General features: G+C 71.0%; 3 protein-coding genes. 1 reads left to right on the top strand and 2 read right to left on the bottom strand.

The window, feature by feature from the left end; translation table 11 throughout:
• On the bottom strand, positions 1-304 hold a 304-nt coding region (locus tag D7V88_RS40440; RefSeq protein WP_147449106.1), incomplete at its 3' end, for an MFS transporter.
• A 50-nt stretch (positions 305-354) separates the two neighbouring features.
• Here D7V88_RS40440 and D7V88_RS40435 point away from each other — a divergent pair.
• The gene (locus D7V88_RS40435; RefSeq protein ID WP_120545817.1) at positions 355-1,266 is read left to right on the top strand and encodes a PIG-L family deacetylase; all 912 of its coding nucleotides are present in this window, start codon (positions 355-357) and stop codon (positions 1,264-1,266) included.
• Here the strand turns inward: D7V88_RS40435 and D7V88_RS40430 are convergent.
• The coding region (locus tag D7V88_RS40430) for an asparagine synthase-related protein (RefSeq protein ID WP_147449105.1) at positions 1,164-2,765 on the bottom strand (1,602 nt) is incomplete at its 5' end. The two genes, D7V88_RS40435 and D7V88_RS40430, sit on opposite strands and share 103 nt — an antisense overlap.

Here is a 2,765-nt window from a genome sequence, read left to right as displayed (position 1 = left end):
CCGTCCCCCCGCCCACGCCCTGCACCACCCGCGAGAGGAACAATCCCGGCAGCGAATCCGCGAGCGCCAGCAGCACGGAGGCCACCACCGCGGCCGTCATCCCGATGAGCAACACGGGCTTGCGCCCCACGCGGTCCGACAGGCGTCCCCAGAACGGTGCACTCACGAGCTGCACCAGCGGCACCGTCGCCATGAGCAGTCCCACCACCGCGCCTCCGCCGCCCAATCCGGTCGCATGCAAGGGCAGCAGCGGGACGATCATCAGCAGCGCCACCGAGTCCAGGAACGCGGTGAAGAGCAACACGGTCAGCCGGTCCAGGAACGCCTCCGCGACGCGACACAGGAAGACTCTAGATGTCGGGTCCGACGTGCATGCTTCCCCCCATGTGCCCTGCCCCTCCTCCGCGCCTGCTGCTCGTGACCGCCCATCCCGACGACGAGACGATGTTCGCCGGAGCGGTGTTCCAGGCGACGCATGCGCTCGGCGCCGAAGCGGACCTCGTGGTGCTGACCAACGGCGAAGGAGGCTTCCGCTACGCCACGCTCGCCGAATCGCTCTACCGCCTGCGCCTCACCGACGAGGCGGTCGGCCGTGCCCACCTGCCCGCCCTCCGCAAACAGGAACTGCTGGGCGCGGCGCGCATCCTCGGCCTGCGCGACTGCGTCTTCCTGGAGCAGCCCGACACGGGTTATTCGCTGACACCGGAGGCCCTCGCGCCGGAGGGCTGGGATGTGGAGGCCGTGCGTCGCCAACTGCGTGAGCGCCTCTCCCACGGCCGCTATGACTTCCTCTTCCTGATGATGCCCACGGCCCGGACGCACGCACACCACCGGCTGTCCGCGCTGCTCGCGCTGGAGGCGGTCGCGGCCATCGCTCCCGACGAACGCCCGGCGGTGCTCGGCGCCTCCCTCCACACGCGCAACGGCCCCCCACAGCCGGAGGGCTATCCCATCCTCGCCTTCGACACGCCCGCCTCGGAGGGCGCCGCCCCCCACCCGCTCACCGCCCTGCGCCCCGACACGGCACCCTTCGACTTCGACCGGACGCGGTCGTTCGGTCCGGGAGGCCGGCTGGACTTCCACGTCGTCGTCAACTGGCTCATCGCCGAGCACAAGTCCCAGGGCTTCATGCAGCGACGCATGAACGCCGCGGACGTGGAGCGCTACGCCTGCTTCGCGCTGACCTCGGACGCGGGCGTGGCACGGGCCCGCGAGCTCTTCGAACGACTGGCCACCTCCGAGGTCGGACTGTCACGCAACCACTGACCCAGGACGAACGCGCGCATGACAAGCTGCTCGGGCGCCACCCGGTAGCTCCCGGGCAACGCCGCCCCGGTCGGGGCTCCCCGCAGCAATCCCTCCAATGCCTCCACGAAGACCTCCGGGATCAGCGGTGAAGGCAGCGCCTCCAATCCTGACCGCAGGAACGCGACCACCCGGGGCGAGCGCCGCAACATCCGGCCCCAGTCCACGCCGTTGCTCGTGTCGGCGAATGGGATGTCCAGGTGCGCCGCGAACTGTCGCCGGTAGCAGTCCTTGAACAGTCGTTTGTCGGTGCGCCACGCCGCGGGCAGGGCCCGTGACAACGCCAGCACCTCGCGGTCCATCAGCGGGTTGAACACCTCCAGCCGGTGCGCCTTGAAGTAGTTGAGGTGGTGCAGGAACGCGGGCACCCGCTCCCGGAAGTACAGCGTGTCCCGAAGCGCCTCCAATCCCTGCGGAGCCGCCGCCACCCGCTGGCGCACCTGCTCCTCGCGCCCCGCCCACGCCTCCTCGCCACCGCCCACCAGCCACCGCTCCCGCCCCGCGACGTCCTCCGTGAAGGGCAATGACAACCGCGCCAGCACCCCGCCCAGCGTCGTGGCATTCCACCCCGTGGGCCCGAAACACTCATCCCCCCGGAACAGCGAACCCACGCCGTGCCGTTCCGCCAACCGCTGGCACAGCGTCAGCTCGTCCGCGTGACCGAAGGACAGCTCCGTCATGCCGGACTGCGCCTGGAACATCGCGGCGAAGGTCTCCGGGACCTGCCCCACGCTCCGCTTCAACTCCACGTGCCGCGTGCCGAAGCGCTTCGCGATGTCGTACGCCACCCTCGCGTCCGACCCCTCCCGTCGCAGGTCGTGCCCCCACGTCACGGTGCACAGCCGCGACGTGTCCCCCACGTGCCTCGCCACCGTGTGGAAGAGGTAGCGCGAATCCCATCCTCCGGTCAGCAGCAGCGCGGGCGCGCGGGCCTGCGTCCACCGCTGGAGGATGGCGCGCTCCAGGGCCGTCTCCAGTCGCGTCAGCGTCGCCTTCACATCGAACAGACCGGGGTCCTGGCGCACGGCGTCCGAACCCGTGCGCCGCCGTTCAACCCGGCCGTCGCGATGCACCAGGTGCTCCCCGGGCAGCAGTTGGAAGACCTCCGCCAGCAGCGTGTGCCCCGCGAAGAAGCGCCCTCCCACCAGGAACTGCGCCAGGTTCGCGCCGTCCACCGGGGCAGGGGCCAGCGTCCGCAGCGGCGCCACCTCCGGGGAGAACGCCAGCCCCCACGGCCCGGACCGGAAGAACCACCGGCGCGACGCGGTGGGGTCCATGAAGAGGTACGTCGCCTCCGGCGTGCGCACGAACACCTGGAACGAACCGTCCCACCCGTCCAGAAACCGTTCCCCCCGTTCAAGGAACGCGTCGAGCAACGCATCCGCCACGACCTCGTCCCCGGCCGGCCGGCCCAGCACGTGTCCCTCGAAAGCCAGACACACGCCCGCGCCCTCCCGGAG

This window comes from Corallococcus terminator, from assembly GCF_003611635.1.
Taxonomy (GTDB): domain Bacteria; phylum Myxococcota; class Myxococcia; order Myxococcales; family Myxococcaceae; genus Corallococcus; species Corallococcus terminator.
The sequence above is the reverse complement of the archived record's forward strand: the minus strand, read 5'-3'. Positions and strand labels throughout refer to the sequence as shown.

What these genes read in the sequence shown, in the direction of transcription:
- D7V88_RS40435 (WP_120545817.1), top strand. Translation starts at nt 355, where the DNA reads ATGTCGGGTCCGACGTGCATGCTTCCCCCCATGTGCCCTGCCCCTCCT.